Below are 12547 nucleotides of genomic sequence, written 5' to 3' on the forward strand. Positions count from 1 at the left end.
GACCCAAATGTACGCGCCGAGCCCGGTGCGCTCGGCACACAGGCCCTGAGCAGGCGATTGACCACCGAGCGTGACGCTGCTTACGCTCGGTCAGCTCCGGTGATCATCGGCGCACCGACCGACCGAGAAGGAGAAGGATGAGCACCGGACACGAGGAGATCGGCCGCGGCGAGCACGCGGTCATCGCGCTGCACGGCTGGTTCGGGTCCGCGTCGGCCTGGCGGGTGCTGCACCCGCACCTGGACACCGGCCGGTTCCGCTACGTCTTCCCGGACTACCGCGGCTACGGCGAGCGCCTCGGCGAAGCCGGTGAGCACACCCTCGCCGAAGCGGCCGCCGACGTCCTGGCGCTGGCCGACCGGCTGGGGATCGGGACGTTCTCGCTGATCGGCCACTCGATGGGCGGTTCGGTGGCGCAGCGCGTCCTCGCCGACGCGCCGGAGCGGGTCCGGGCGCTGGTCGGCATCTCGCCGGTCCCGGCGTCCGGGGTGCCCTTCGACGACCAGAGCTGGGAGCTGTTCTCCGGTGCGGCCGACGACCTCGGCAACCGGCGCGCGATCATCGACCTGACCACCGGCAACCGGCTCACCGGGGTCTGGCTGGACGCGATGGTCGAGCACTCGCGGCGGCACGCCGACCCGGCCGCCGTCGTCGACTACCTCCACGCCTGGGCGCGCACCGACTTCCACGCCGAGATCGAGAACAACCCGGTGCCGGTCAAGGTCATCGCGGGCGAGCACGATCCCGCCCTCGGCGTGGAGACCATGAAGGCCACCTTCGGGGTCTGGTACCCGGACTGCGAGATCGAGGTGTTCGCCAACGCCGGTCACTACGCGATCGACGAGACCCCGATCGCGCTGGCCACCGCCGTGGAGCGGTTCCTGGCGGCCCGGTAGAGGTCAGACCGGCAGGAGAGTCGAGACGAGGTGGGTGAGGCGCCGGGTGTTGCGGCACTCGTGCATCTCGGCGATGGCCGCGTACTCCAGGGCCGCTGAATCACCCGTCGACCAGCGGTTCTCCGGTTCCGGGTTGAGCCAGAACACCCGCCGGGAGCGCTCCTTGATCAGGTGCAGCGCCTCCAGGTTGGGGTTCCAGCCGTTGGTGCGGGCGTCGCCGAGCACCAGCACCGAGGTGCGCGGGCCGACCGCGTCCAGGTGCCGCTCGGCGAACTCGCCGAGCGCGTGGCCGTAGTCGCTGCTGTCGTGCCAGCCGGTCACCTCCGCCTCGGTGAGCACGCGGCGCCCGAGCTCGGCCGGATCGGCGGCGCCGGGTTCGACGAGGTGGGTGACCTCGTCGGTGCGGTTGACGAAGGCGAACACCCGCACCTTGCTGAACTGGTCGTGCAGCGCTTGGACCAGCAGCATCGTGAAGTTCGCGAACCCGGCCACCGAGCCCGACACGTCGCACAGCAGCACGATCTCCGGCCGGGCCGGGCGGTGGTGCTGGTAGGCGGGGCGCAGCGGCACGCCGCCGGTGGACAGCGAGCGGCGCAGCGTCCGGCGCAGGTCGATGCCGCCGCGGCTGGCGCGGCGCCGCCGGGCCGCCATGCGGGTGGCGAGCTTGCGGGCGAGCGGTTGCACGGCGCGGCGCAGCTCGGCGAGCTGATCGCGCCCCGCGTTGAGGAAGTCGACCTGGTCGGCGCTGGGGGTGATGGCGTGCTTGGCGACGTGGTCGGTGCCGCGCAGCTCCGCGGACCGACGCCGGGCCTCGGTGCGGACCTTCTCGCGGAAACCGTCGATGCGGCGGCGGATCTCGTCGCGATCCAGCCGATCGGTGAAGTCCTCCTCGGTTCCGGCGCGCATGGCCGCGAGGACCCGGGCGAGCAGCGTCTGCGGTTGCAGCCGCTCCAGGGTCTGGTGCGCCGACCAGCCCTGCGGCCCGCCCTCGCCGCCGAAGTGCCCGAGCGCGTCCACCGCCTCCCCGGCCAGCTGCGACAGGGCGCCGGAGTCGTCGCCGGCCAGCGCCTCCACGAGCCGCTGCTCCAGGTCTTCGGGATCGCCGTCGCGGGCGCTCTCGGGTGCGCCGACGCCGCTGGGGAAGTAGAGGTCGAAGGCGGCGTCGAAGACCTTGCGCTGCCCGTCGGTGCGCAGCAGCGCGGCGGCCAGGCCCTCGCGCAACCGCTCCCGGTCGGCCACGCCGAGGAGCTCGGCGGCAGCGGCGGCGTCGACGGTCTCGCCCGGGCCGATGCGCAGCCCCTGCTCGCGCAGCGCCCCGGCGAAACCGACCAGGCGGGCCTGCAAGGTCATGGCACGACCAGCTTCTCGGTGGCCCGCCGGACGTCGTCCTGGTGCTTGAGGATGACGCCGAGGCTGTCGCGCACCACGTCCTCGTCGAGGGTGTCGGCGCCCAGCGCCAGCAGCGTGCGGGCCCAGTCGATCGTCTCGGCCACCGACGGCGACTTGCGCAGCTGCATGCCGCGCAGCGCCCCGACCAGCTCGACGACCGAGGAGGCCAGCGCCTCGTCGAGGCCCGGGACCTTGAGCCGCAGGATGCGCTGCTCCAGCTCGGCGTCGGGGAAGTCGATGTGCAGGAACAGGCAGCGGCGCCGCAGCGCCTCGGACAGCTCGCGGGTGGCGTTGGAGGTCAGCACCACGAACGGCCGCCGGGAGGCGCTGACGGTGCCGAGCTCGGGCACCGTGACCTGGAAGTCGCTGAGCACCTCCAGCAGCAGGCCCTCGACCTCGACGTCGGCCTTGTCGGTCTCGTCGATGAGCAGCACCGTCGGCTCGTCGCCGCTGATGGCCGTGAGCAGCGGCCGGGGGAGCAGGAACTCCTCGCTGAAGATGTCGGTGCGGGCCTCGTCCCAGGTCTCGTCGCGACCGGCGGTGATGCGCAGCAGCTGCTTGGCGTGGTTCCACTCGTAGAGCGCGCGGGCCTCGTCGATGCCCTCGTAGCACTGCAAACGGACCAGGCGCGCCTCGGCGACGGTCGCGACGGCCTTGGCCAGTTCGGTCTTGCCGACCCCGGCCGGTCCCTCGACCAGCAGCGGATTGCCGAGCCGGTCGGCCAGGAACACCGTGGTGGCCACGGCGTTCGAGGCGAGGTAGCCGGTTTCGGCCAGTTGCTCGACGACGTCGTCCACCGACTCGAAGATGCCCGTCCCGCCGTCGCTCACCGCGCGCTCCCCTCACCGAGTCCCATACCGAACGGTTGCTCAGTTCGCGCGGTGCTGTCCAACGGAAGTGATGCCGCTCACCCGCAGCGGAAGGTGATCTCGTGCAGGCCCGTCGCTCCGTCGGGGACGACACCCCGGCGGGTCTCGGTCTGCGGGGTGCCGGTGCGGTCGGTGGCCCGGCACTGCACGACGTGCTCGCCCGGCGGCAGGTCCAGCCTGGCCCGCCACATCCGCCAGGTGTCGCGGCCCGCCTCGGTGGCGAGCTCGGCGGGTTGCCACGGTCCGCCGTCGACGCGGACGTGCACGGCGTCGATGCCGGTGTGCTGGGCCCAGGCGATCCCGGCCACCGTCACCGGCCCGGCCGGGACCTGGGCGCCGCGCTGCGGGCGGTCGATGCGGGACTGGGTCTTGATCGGCCCGAACCGGGACCACCCGCGCTGCTGCCAGTAGGCCTGCCGGTCGAAGGTGGTGATCTCGGCGTCGACCAGCCACTTGGTGGCGGAGACGTAGCCGTAGAGGCCGGGCACGACCATGCGCACGGGGAAGCCGTGCCGGGCGGGCAGCGGTTCTCCGTTCATCTCGAACGCCAGCAGCGCGCCGCGGTCGGGTTCCAGGAGGAGGTCGACGGGCGTGCCCGCGCTGTAGCCGTCGGTGCTGGTGGTGATCAGCTGCTGCGCGCCCGGCCGCACCCCGGCCTCCAGCAGCAGGTCGCGCACCGGCACGCCGACGAAGTGCGCGGTGGAGATGAGGTTGCCGCCGACCTCGTTGGACACGCAGGCGAGGGTGATCGTTCGCGACTCCAGGCGGCGGGCGAGCAGGTCGGCGAAGGACAGGTCCAGCTCGCGCTCAACCATGCCGTGCAGCCGCAGCCGCCAGTCCTCGGCGCGCAGCCGGGGTACGACCAGGGCCGTGTCGATCCGGTAGAAGTCGCGGTTGGGGGTGACGAACGGCGGCGTGCCGTCGGCGACGAAGTCCGCGCCGGGTGGGATCGCCGGTGCCGGCAGCTTCGGCAGCCGCGCGGCGACCTGCTGCTGGGAGGTGGCGGTGCTGGACTGCTTGGCGGTTCCGGCGATACCGGCGAGTCCGGCGCCGACCACGACGAGGCCGGAGGTCGCCAGGAACCGGCGCCGTTCGAACTCGGTGGTCGCGGGCGGGCCGCCGAGTCGGTGCAGCCCGGTGAACACGCCCACCCCCGCGATCAGGACACCACCGCGGGCAGCGCGGCACCCTCGGGCCTGCTCAGCGCCGCCGCGATCCCGACGAGCCCGAACGCGCCGATGATCAGCGCGCCCGGCAGCACCCGGTGCCGTGAGAGCAACCCGGCGGTGACGGCGATGGCGGCGATGACCACGCCCATGCCGGTGAGCAGCGCGATCTTGTCGGCGGTGCCGAACAGCGCCACCGCGAACTCCTTCACCCCGGGCGGCACCAGGTCGATGAACGCGCCGCCGACGGCGACCGGGGGAGAGGTGCGCGGATCGCCGAAACCGGCCACCAGGTGCCCGGCGGCCAGCGCCGAGCCCGCCGCGATGAGTCCGATCGCGGCGGCTCGGCCACGGGAGAGCGAGGTCATGGTTCCATTCGAGCCCTGCCGCGACCGCTGCGCCAGAGGTGCGGGCGAGGCGTAAGGGAGCCGAAAGTTCTTGTGGATCGATGACATCCCGGCCCGGACGGTCCCGTCCCGGCCGGGGCGGCCCTAGCGTCGGGGCGTGCGCATCCTGCTGACCGGCGCCGCCGGGTTCATCGGCTCGGCCGTCGCCGAGGCCCTCACCGACCACGGCCACGAGATCGTGGCCCTCGACGCCCTGCTGCCCCAAGCCCACGGGGCGCCGCCGCGGACCCGGTTCCCGTTGGTGCGCGGTGATGTCCGCGACGCGGAACTCGTGCGGCGGCTGCTGCGCGGCGTCGACGTCGTGTGCCACCAGGCCGCGATGGTCGGCCACGGCGTCGACCCCTCCGACATGCCCGACTACGCCGCCCACAACGACCTCGGCACGGCGGTGCTGCTGGCCGCGATGCACGAGACCGGGGTGCGGCGGCTGGTGCTGGCGTCCTCGATGGTCGTCTACGGCGAGGGCCGCTACCGCTGCACCGAGCACGGCGACGTCCGCCCCGGGCGGCGGCGTGCCGAGGACGTCGAGGCCGGGCGGTTCGAGCCGCCGTGCCCGCGCTGCGGGAAGCCGCTGACCAGCGAGCTCGTCCCGGAGGACGCTCCGCTGGACCCGCGCAGCACCTACGCCGCCACCAAGCTCGCGCAGGAGCACCTCGCCGCCGCCTGGGCGCGGCAGACCGGGGGAGACGTGCGGGCGCTGCGCTACCACAACGTCTACGGCCCGTGGATGCCCAGCGGCACCCCCTACGCCGGTGTCGCGTCGCTGTTCCGCTCCGCGCTGCACCGGGGTGAGGCTCCGAAGGTTCTGGAGGACGGGCGGCAGCGACGCGACTTCGTGCACGTCCGCGACGTGGCCGCCGCCAACCTCGCGGCGGTGGAAACCCCTGCGCCGCAGGGGGAACTGGACGCGGTCAACGTCTGCTCCGGAACCCCGCACACCATCGGCGAACTCGCCGAATCGCTCGCTTCGGCCTGCGGCGGACCCGCTCCGCAGGTGGTGGGCGGGGTGCGGCCCAACGACGTCCGGCACGTCGCCGCCGATCCCGCCAAAGCCCGCCGGGTGCTGGGGTTCCAGGCGCGCGTCGACTTCGCCGACGGGGTGCGCGAGTTCGCCGGGGCGCCGCTACGCGACGCCGTCGGCCAGGGGTAGCCGGACCTCGAAGCGGCAGCCGGGACCGTGGTTGCGGGCCCGGATCTCACCGCGGTGGGCCTGGACCAGTCCGCGCGCGATGGCCAGCCCCAGCCCGGCGCCGTGCTCGCCGTCGCCCCGTGCCTGATCGCCCCGGTAGGCGACCTCGAAGACCCGATCCAGCTCGGTTTCGGCGATGCCGCCGCACGCGTCGTCGACCCGCAGCCACGCCTGCTCGCCCTCGCGGCCCGCCGAGAGCACCACCGAGCCGTGCGGCGGGGTGTGCCGGATGGCGTTGGACAGCAGGTTGCGCACCACCCGCGCCAGTTCCGCGTCGCTGCCGGCCACCACCGGCCAGTGCTCGGTCTCGGTCGCCAGGCGCACCCCGCGCCGCTGCGCGCGGGGGTTCTCGGCGGCCACGGCTTCGCTGACGACGTCGTGCAGCGGGACCGCGCCGAGTTCGAGGTGCAGGGCGCCCGCGGTGATGCGGGAGAGCTCGAAGAGGTCGTCCACCATCCGCGACAGGCGTTCGGTCTCGCCGCGGATGCGGTCGGCGTAGGAGCAGACCTCGCCGCGCTCGTCCACGACCCCGTCGGCCAGCGCCTCGGCCATCGCGCGGACGCCCGCCAGCGGGGTGCGCAGGTCGTGGCTGATCCAGGCGACCAGCTCGCGCCGCGAGGCCTCGGCGGCGCGCTCGCGGGCGCGGGCCTCGCGCTCCCACACGCTGCGGCGGGCGATGGTGCGGCCCAGCACGACCGCGATCGGCGCGGTGATCACGCCGACGGCGGTGCAGATGACGACCACGGTGGTCAGCAGCGGGCCGAACATGAATCCGGTGACGCCGAGAACTCCGGCCAGCGTCGCCGCCAGCGGCACGACCACCAGCACGGTCAGCGTCGTGGCCAGCGAGCGGTGCCGCAGCAGGTACAGCAGCCCGGCGCCGATCAGCGCGACCGGCAGGGACAGGCCGATCGCGTACGGCGCGACGTGGGTGAGCTCGGTGAGCAGGTCCATCAGCCCACCTCGGGGTCGTAGCGGTAGCCCACGCCCCACACGGTGCTGATCCGGTCGGGGCGGTCGGGTCGCGGTTCGATCTTCTCCCGCAACCGCCGCATGTGGACGGTCACGGTCGACTGGTCGCCGAAGTTCCAGCCCCACACCGATTCCAGCAGCTCGGCCCGGGTGAACGCGCGGCGGGGGTTGCGCATCAGGTGCGCGAGCAGGTCGAACTCGCGGATGGTCAGCGACAGCTCGACCCCGTCGAGGGTGCAGCGGCGCGCACCCGGGTCCAGCACCAGCGAACCGTCCGCGATGGACTCCTGCGCGGCCGGGGGCGCGTGGGAGGCGCGGCGCAGCACCGAGGTCACCCGCAGCACGAGCTCGCGGGGGCTGAACGGCTTGACGACGTAGTCGTCGGCGCCCAGCTCCAGGCCCGCGACCCGGTCGGACTCCTCGCCGAGCGCGGTCAGCATCACCACCGGCACCGAGCCGTGCTCGCGGACCCGGCGGCAGACCTCCAGACCGCCGAGGCCGGGCAGCATCAGGTCGAGCACGATCAGGTCGGGCCTGCGCTCGGCGTGGGTGCGCAGGGCCTCCTCGCCGTCACCGGCGAGGAACACCTCGTAACCGGCGCGTTCCAGGTAGCGGCGCACGACGTCGCGCACCGCGTGGTCGTCGTCGACCACCAGCACCCGCATCCCCATCACCAGCCCGTCGCGATCAGGTGTTCGACGCCCAGCGCCGTCACCGCCTGCGCGCCCAGCCACCAGCGCCGGGAGGCGGCGGGCAGCAGCGCACCGGCCACAGCGAACCACACCGCGAACGGCAACCAGATCCGCTCGACCTCAGCCTTGCTCAACCCGGACAGGTCCGCCACCACCACGGCCGCCCCCGCGGCGACCACCAGCCACCGGGTCGGGGAGGAGCTCCGGAAGGACGCGGCCGCCGCGAGGGGACCGGCGGAGAGCAGGAACGCGCCGAGGTTGCCGAAGACCCAGTAGGCGTAGGGGCGCTGCGCGAAATCGCCCTGGTGGTAGCGCTGGACGACCAGGTGGTAGCCGTCGAGCCACCAGAACCCGGCCGCGGTGAACGCCGCGACGACCAGCGATGCCCCCAGGGCGGCGATCAGCAGCGAGCGCCAGGAGCGGTCGAGCGCGACGACGGCGAGCGCGAGCACGGTCACGAGGGTGAGGCCGTAGCTGAGGTAGAGCGAGAAGCCCAGCAGCAGCCCGGCCGGCAGCGCGCGACGTCGCGCCAGCAGGGCGATGCCGACGGTGGTGACCCCGGTGAACAGACCGTCGGCGGAGACGCCCATCCACACCGCGCCCGGGAACAGCACCACGAACGGGATCACCGCGCGGGCCGCGGGCTCGTCGCGCAGCGCCTTGACCGTCGCCGGGACCGCGACCACGGCCAGGGCCCCGACCAGCAGCGTCACGACCGATGCCCAGGTGCCGCCGCCGAGCCCGAGCCGGTCCAGCCAGGTGTACACCAGCAGCACCCCGGGCGGATGACCCGACACGTGCACCGTCCACGACCCGGGCTGACCTGCCAGGACGTGCCTGGTGAACTCGGCGAGCACGACGCCGATGTCGTGCACCCGGGGCACGTCGTGCAGGTACTCGGTCCAGTCGGTGAGCCGTTCGGTGATGCCGCCGCGCCACCCGCCGACCAGCGCCAGCGACACCGTCCACGCCAGCGCGGCCGCGTAGCTCGCCGCCAGCAGCCCGCGCCAGGGCAGCCGCGCGGACACCGCCGGGCCCCAGACGATCACGACCGCGGCGACCGCCACCGCCAGGGGCGTTCCCGGGCCGACGTGCGGTGCCCAGAAGCCGAACAGCGGCGCGGCGTCGGCGAAGAGGGGAACACCGATGCGGTTGAGCAGCGCACCGGCGATCGCCGTGGCGGCGACCACCAGGACGGCGGCGGTCAGGGCGAGCAGGTCGGCACGGCGGGGCACGGCTGCGAACCTAGTCGTGGGCGGGGGTGGTTTCCCACGCGCGGGAGCGATCCGTCAGAACCTCGTAAGAACTTCCCCGGCGTAAGGATTCGGTAAGCGCTGCAGCGGTTTTCGGGCCGTCCACTCTGCGCTTGCATGGGTGTTGTGAACGAAGTCGACGTCGTGCTGCCCTGCCTGGACGAAGCCGCCGCGCTGCCCGGAGTGCTCGCCGCCCTGCCACCCGGGTACCGCGCTCTCGTGGTGGACAACGGCTCCCGCGACCGATCCGCGGCGGTGGCCGCCGAGCTCGGCGCGACCGTGGTCGCCGAACCCCGCCGCGGCTACGGCGCCGCCGTGCACACCGGCCTGCTGGCCGCCCGCACCGAGATCGTGTGCTTCGCCGACTGCGACGGCTCCCTGGACCCGGCGGTGCTGCCCGAGCTCGTCGCCCGGGTGCGCGCCGGAGCCGAGATGGCGGTGGGCCGCCGCGTCCCGACCACCCCGGGCGCGTGGCCGTGGCACGCCCGCGCGGGCAACGCGCTCATCGCGGCCCTGCTGCGGCGCGACGGCGTGCCGGTCCACGACATCGCCCCGGTCCGCGCCGCCCGCCGCGCCGACCTCCTCGCGCTCGGGGTGGCCGACCGCGCCTTCGGCTACCCGCTGGAACTGCTGCGGCTGGCCGGGCGGGCCGGGTGGCGCATCGCCGAGATCGACGTCGACTACCGGCCCCGGGCCGCGGGCACCCGCTCGAAGGTCTCCGGGTCGCTGCGCGGCACCCTGCGCGCCACCCGCGACATGGCCCGGGTGCTGCGATGACCGCGCTGCTCGTCGTCGCCAAAGCACCCGTGCCCGGCCTGGCCAAGACGCGCCTGTGCCCGCCGGCCACGCCGGAGCAGGCCGCCGAGCTCGCCGCCGCCGGCCTGCTCGACACCCTCGACGCCGTGCACGCCACCCCGGCGACGCACCCGGTCGTCGCGCTCACCGGCGAGCTCGACCGCGCGGCCCGAGCCGCCGAACTCCGCTCGCGGCTGCGCACCACGACCCTGCTGGCCCAGCGCGGCGCGGACTTCCCGCAGCGCCTGGCCGCCGCCCACGCCGACACGGCGCGCCTGGGACTGCCGGTGCTGCAGATCGGCATGGACACCCCGCAGGTCACCGCCGGACTGCTCGCCGAGGCCCGCGACCGGCTGCGCGGCGCCGACGCCGTGCTCGGCCCGGCCGCCGACGGCGGCTGGTGGGCCATCGGCTTCCGCGATCCCCGCGCCGCCGCGCTGCTGGCCGGGATCCCGACCTCCCGCGCCGACACCGGGCGCCGCACCCTGCTCGCCCTGCGCGAGGCCGGGCTGCGGGTCGCGGCGCTGCCCGAGCTCACCGACGTCGACACCATGCCCGACGCCCGCGCCGTCGCCGCCGGGATCCCGGGGAGCCGCTTCGCCGAGGCCCTGGCCGGGTGCCCGCGGTGAGCGGCGAGTTCGACGCCGCCCTGCGCGGCGCCACCGCCACCCTGCGCACCAGCGACGGCGCGAGCCGTCCGCTGCCGGGACGGCGCTGGAGCGCCGCTCCCGAGGCCGCCGACCGGCACGTGCTGGCGTCCTGCACCGGCCCCGTGCTCGACATCGGCTGCGGACCCGGCAGGCTCACCGAGGCCCTGACCAGCGCAGGAGTGCCGTGCCTGGGCATCGACAGCTCGCCGCTGGCCGTCGCGATGACCGTGCGGCGCGGGGCGATGGCGCTGCGCCGCGACGTCTTCGGCCCGCTGCCCGGTGAGGGCGGCTGGGGCGAGGCGCTGCTCATCGACGGCAACATCGGCATCGGCGGCGACCCCCGAGCCTTGCTGGGGCGGGTCCGCCGGTTGCTGCGACCCGGGGGAGCGGCGTGGGTGGAGGTCGAGCCGCCCGGGACCGGGATCTGGTGCGGTACCGCCGTCGTCGACGCCGCCGGGCCGGGCCGCAGCTTCGGCTGGGCCCGGGTGGGTGCCGAGGCCATCGCGGGCCTGGCTCCGGGGTTCGTCCCGCGCGTGATCGCGGTCGGCGGGCGCTGGTTCGCGGAGCTGCGCAGCACGTCTTGACTCGCGGCGACCGGAGAACCAGGATTCCCGCCCGCATGGGACAATAAGTCCAGTGTGGACGATCGGAAAAACGGTACCGGCGAGGATGAATCGGACTTAGCGCGCCAAAGGCTCCTGTCCGGCTGTGATTTTGCTCCGAATGGCGTGATTTTCCGCCCGAATTGCTCGGGTTTGTCGCTCTGGTCTCGTTGGGCCCGGTTTTCCATACAGTATTCTGCATTCACTCGTCCGGGTGTCCGGGCGAGTGGCGCAGCAGTCGGTGTGAGGGGACGCGGATGAACTTCCCGGTGTGGGTGTGGGCGGTGACGCTGGTCGCGCTGCTCGGCCTGATCGCGGCCGACCTGCTGATCGTGGGCCGGCGGCCGCACGCCGTCGGCGTCAAGGAAGCCGGCTTGTGGGTGGCCTTCTACGTCGCGCTCGCGGCGATCTTCGGCGGACTGCTGTTCGCCTTCGCCGGGTCGACCAGCGGCGCGGAGTTCTTCGCCGGGTACGTTACCGAGTACAGCCTGTCGGTGGACAACCTGTTCGTCTTCGTGATCATCATGTCCCGGTTCGCGGTGCCCCGCGAGCACCAGCACCGGGTCCTCTACATCGGCATCCTGATCTCGCTGGTGCTGCGCGCAATCTGCATCGCCGCGGGCGTCGCGGTGCTCGCCGCGTTCAACTGGGTGTTCTACCTGTTCGGCGCGTTCCTGATCTACACCGCGATCAAGGTCGCCCGCGACGCCGGCGACGACTCGGAGGACGACGACGGCAGCGGCATGATCCGCGCGCTGCAGCGGTTCGTGCCCACCACCGACACCTACGACGGCGGCAAGATGGTCACCCGCGTCGACGGCAAGCGGATGTTCACCCCGCTGCTGCTGGTCGTGGCCGCGCTCGGGCTCGCCAACGTGATCTTCGCGCTCGACTCGATGCCGGCCATCTTCGGGCTCACCAAGGACGGCTTCATCATCTTCACCGCGAACGCCTTCGCGCTGATGGGGCTGCGGCAGCTGTACTTCGTCATCGGCGGGCTGCTCGACCGGCTCATCTACCTCAGCTACGGGCTGGCGGTCATCCTCGGCTTCATCGGGCTGAAGCTGATCATCGAAGCGCTGCACGGCTCGCACGTCGAGGAGATCCACTTCGCGGTGCCCGACATCGGCATCGCCGCCTCGCTGGGCTTCATCGTGCTCACCCTGGCCATCACCACGGTCGCCAGCCTCGCCCGGTCGCGCACCAAGCGCCAGGACCAACCGGCACCTGAACCGGTGACGACCGGGGCCGAGGCGGAATAAAGCGCGCCGCCCGGCGTTGTCCGGGCATGGCGCGCAAATCGCCGGAGCGGATCCTGGCCGAGCACCGGGACGAGGTGCAGCACCGCATCGAGTCGCTGCAGCGGCACCTCGCGTCCATCGTCGAGCAGGCCACCTGGACCACCAACGACGACGAGCACGACCCCGAGGGCGTGACCATCGCCTACGAGCGCGCCCAGACCCAGGGCCTGCTGGCCGACGCCAAGGCCGAGCTCGACGAGCTCGACCAGGCCGCTCACCGCATCGAGACCGGCACCTACGGCCAGTGCCGGCGCTGCGGCAAGCGCATCAGCAAGGAACGCCTCGAAGCCCTGCCCGCGGCCACCCTGTGCATCCGCTGCACCTCGGCGCGGCACTGACCTCCCGCAGCGGGCGCGGGCCGCGAAC

Annotated in this window: 14 protein-coding genes; 7 read left to right on the forward strand and 7 right to left on the reverse strand. The window is 73.6% G+C overall.

Features of this window, described 5'->3' with window-relative positions:
* The first annotated feature begins 137 nt into the window (after positions 1 to 137).
* Positions 138 to 896: an alpha/beta fold hydrolase gene (locus REH65_RS31675; RefSeq protein ID WP_406690406.1), complete on the forward strand. Its 759-nt coding sequence runs from the start codon at positions 138 to 140 to the stop codon at positions 894 to 896.
* A 3-nt stretch (positions 897 to 899) separates the two neighbouring features.
* On the opposite strand, the gene REH65_RS31680 is transcribed toward REH65_RS31675, so the two are convergent.
* From REH65_RS31680 to REH65_RS31695, 4 genes are all read right to left on the reverse strand, one after another.
* On the reverse strand, positions 900 to 2246 hold the full coding sequence (locus REH65_RS31680) for a vWA domain-containing protein (RefSeq protein ID WP_406690407.1): 1347 nt from the start codon (positions 2244 to 2246) through the stop codon (positions 900 to 902).
* A complete protein-coding gene (locus REH65_RS31685) occupies positions 2243 to 3115 on the reverse strand; it encodes an AAA family ATPase (protein WP_406690408.1) in 873 nt (290 codons plus the stop codon). Before REH65_RS31685 ends, REH65_RS31680 begins: the two co-directional genes overlap by 4 nt.
* A 77-nt stretch (positions 3116 to 3192) precedes the next feature.
* On the reverse strand, positions 3193 to 4305 hold the full coding sequence (locus tag REH65_RS31690; protein ID WP_406690409.1) for a molybdopterin-dependent oxidoreductase: 1113 nt from the start codon (positions 4303 to 4305) through the stop codon (positions 3193 to 3195).
* An 8-nt stretch (positions 4306 to 4313) separates the two neighbouring features.
* Positions 4314 to 4688, reverse strand: coding sequence for a hypothetical protein (locus tag REH65_RS31695; RefSeq protein ID WP_406690410.1), 375 nt, complete (start codon positions 4686 to 4688; stop codon positions 4314 to 4316).
* A 136-nt stretch (positions 4689 to 4824) separates the two neighbouring features.
* Between REH65_RS31695 and REH65_RS31700 the strand changes: the two genes are divergently transcribed.
* Positions 4825 to 5877 (forward strand): NAD-dependent epimerase/dehydratase family protein, encoded by a 1053-nt coding sequence (locus REH65_RS31700; RefSeq protein ID WP_406690411.1) that lies wholly within the window; start codon positions 4825 to 4827, stop codon positions 5875 to 5877.
* Here REH65_RS31700 and REH65_RS31705 read toward each other — a convergent pair.
* The 3 genes from REH65_RS31705 to REH65_RS31715 are packed head-to-tail and all read right to left on the reverse strand — an operon-like array spanning position 5851 to position 8815.
* The gene (locus REH65_RS31705; RefSeq protein WP_406690412.1) at positions 5851 to 6870 is read right to left on the reverse strand and encodes a sensor histidine kinase; all 1020 of its coding nucleotides are present in this window, start codon (positions 6868 to 6870) and stop codon (positions 5851 to 5853) included. The genes REH65_RS31700 and REH65_RS31705 overlap by 27 nt on opposite strands.
* On the reverse strand, positions 6870 to 7553 hold the full coding sequence (locus REH65_RS31710; RefSeq protein WP_406690413.1) for a response regulator transcription factor: 684 nt from the start codon (positions 7551 to 7553) through the stop codon (positions 6870 to 6872). The genes REH65_RS31705 and REH65_RS31710 overlap by 1 nt, the downstream gene beginning before the upstream one ends.
* 5 nt (positions 7554 to 7558) lie before the next feature.
* Complete coding sequence (locus tag REH65_RS31715; protein ID WP_406690414.1) at positions 7559 to 8815, reverse strand: hypothetical protein; 1257 nt, start codon at positions 8813 to 8815, stop codon at positions 7559 to 7561.
* Between the two features lie 135 nt (positions 8816 to 8950).
* Here REH65_RS31715 and REH65_RS31720 point away from each other — a divergent pair, with 135 nt between their 5' ends.
* The 5 genes from REH65_RS31720 (at position 8951) to REH65_RS31740 (ending at position 12519) form a co-directional block, all read left to right on the forward strand.
* On the forward strand, positions 8951 to 9610 hold the full coding sequence (locus REH65_RS31720) for a glycosyltransferase family 2 protein (protein ID WP_281458077.1): 660 nt from the start codon (positions 8951 to 8953) through the stop codon (positions 9608 to 9610).
* Positions 9607 to 10257 (forward strand): DUF2064 domain-containing protein, encoded by a 651-nt coding sequence (locus REH65_RS31725; protein WP_406690415.1) that lies wholly within the window; start codon positions 9607 to 9609, stop codon positions 10255 to 10257. Before REH65_RS31720 ends, REH65_RS31725 begins: the two co-directional genes overlap by 4 nt.
* Complete coding sequence (locus REH65_RS31730) at positions 10254 to 10862, forward strand: methyltransferase domain-containing protein (protein WP_406690416.1); 609 nt, start codon at positions 10254 to 10256, stop codon at positions 10860 to 10862. The genes REH65_RS31725 and REH65_RS31730 overlap by 4 nt, the downstream gene beginning before the upstream one ends.
* Before the next feature lie 275 nt (positions 10863 to 11137).
* Positions 11138 to 12142: a TerC/Alx family metal homeostasis membrane protein gene (locus REH65_RS31735; RefSeq protein WP_406690417.1), complete on the forward strand. Its 1005-nt coding sequence runs from the start codon at positions 11138 to 11140 to the stop codon at positions 12140 to 12142.
* Between the two features lie 26 nt (positions 12143 to 12168).
* Entirely contained in the window at positions 12169 to 12519 is a 351-nt protein-coding gene (locus REH65_RS31740) for a TraR/DksA family transcriptional regulator (RefSeq protein WP_406690418.1), read from the forward strand.
* Positions 12520 to 12547 lie beyond the last annotated feature (28 nt).

Origin of the sequence: Saccharopolyspora sp. ID03-671 (assembly GCF_045278815.1) — a bacterium.
GTDB lineage: Bacteria > Actinomycetota > Actinomycetes > Mycobacteriales > Pseudonocardiaceae > Saccharopolyspora > Saccharopolyspora ipomoeae.

Coding starts and splice junctions, on each gene's coding strand:
- REH65_RS31735 (WP_406690417.1), top strand. CDS start 11,138: ATGAACTTCCCGGTGTGGGTGTGGGCGGTGACGCTGGTCGCGCTGCTC.
- REH65_RS31675 (WP_406690406.1), top strand. CDS start 138: ATGAGCACCGGACACGAGGAGATCGGCCGCGGCGAGCACGCGGTCATC.
- REH65_RS31680 (WP_406690407.1), bottom strand. CDS start 2,246: ATGACCTTGCAGGCCCGCCTGGTCGGTTTCGCCGGGGCGCTGCGCGAG.
- REH65_RS31740 (WP_406690418.1), top strand. CDS start 12,169: ATGGCGCGCAAATCGCCGGAGCGGATCCTGGCCGAGCACCGGGACGAG.
- REH65_RS31725 (WP_406690415.1), top strand. CDS start 9,607: ATGACCGCGCTGCTCGTCGTCGCCAAAGCACCCGTGCCCGGCCTGGCC.
- REH65_RS31705 (WP_406690412.1), bottom strand. CDS start 6,870: ATGGACCTGCTCACCGAGCTCACCCACGTCGCGCCGTACGCGATCGGC.
- REH65_RS31710 (WP_406690413.1), bottom strand. CDS start 7,553: ATGCGGGTGCTGGTGGTCGACGACGACCACGCGGTGCGCGACGTCGTG.
- REH65_RS31695 (WP_406690410.1), bottom strand. CDS start 4,688: ATGACCTCGCTCTCCCGTGGCCGAGCCGCCGCGATCGGACTCATCGCG.
- REH65_RS31720 (WP_281458077.1), top strand. CDS start 8,951: ATGGGTGTTGTGAACGAAGTCGACGTCGTGCTGCCCTGCCTGGACGAA.